The 785-nt window shown below is 41.5% G+C and carries 1 protein-coding gene; it reads left to right on the forward strand.

Going from position 1 to position 785, the window contains the following annotated elements:
- Window positions 1-785 (forward strand): integron integrase (locus tag A3712_RS19240; RefSeq protein ID WP_063524700.1); only part of this gene is annotated, 785 nt, incomplete at both ends.

The following is a 785-nucleotide window of genomic DNA, read 5'->3' on the forward strand; positions in this document are numbered from 1 at the left end:
ATAAGCTAAAGCATCCTCAAGATATGGGAACGACTGAGGTAACAGCCTATCTGTCTTATCTTGCTAATGAACAACACGTCGCTATCAACACTCAAAAAGTCGCGCTTAATGCGATTGCGTTCCTTTACAACCAGTTTTTACAAAGACCGCTTGGTGATCTAGGTTTTACTTATGCTAAAAAGCAGCGCAAGGTTCCGAGCGTACTTACGCCAAATGAAGTCCAACTGATACTGTCACACCTTTCTGGTGTTAATCACATCATTTTTTCTCTGTTGTATGGTTCTGGACTTAGAGTTAATGAGTGTTTGAGAATTAGAGTTCAAGATCTTGATTTACAAAACCTATCTTTAACCGTGCGAGATGGGAAAGGAAAAAAAGATCGCGTAACTTTACTTAGCCCAACGTTAATTGGTTCTCTTCAATTGCAAATTCAGAAAGCGTCAAAAATACAAGAAGAAGATATCAAACAAGGCATCGGTCCCTCGCTTCCACACGCCCTTGGTAAAAAGTACCCGAACGCTTTTAAACAAATTGCTTGGATGTTTATCTTTCCTTCTTTAAGCATCTGTCGGCACCCACTGACTAATAAGCTTTGTCGGCATCATTTACACGATTCTGCACCAAGAAAGGCTCTCAAACGAGCGGTGCAACAGGCTAAAATCTTTAATAAACGAATAACATGCCATACCTTCCGTCATAGCTTCGCTACCGAACTGCTGCGCTCGGGGCAAGATATTCGTACAGTCCAAGAGCTATTAGGACATTCAGATGTAGCGACGACACAA

The organism is Vibrio sp. HI00D65 (genome assembly GCF_001635455.1).
Taxonomy (GTDB): domain Bacteria; phylum Pseudomonadota; class Gammaproteobacteria; order Enterobacterales; family Vibrionaceae; genus Vibrio.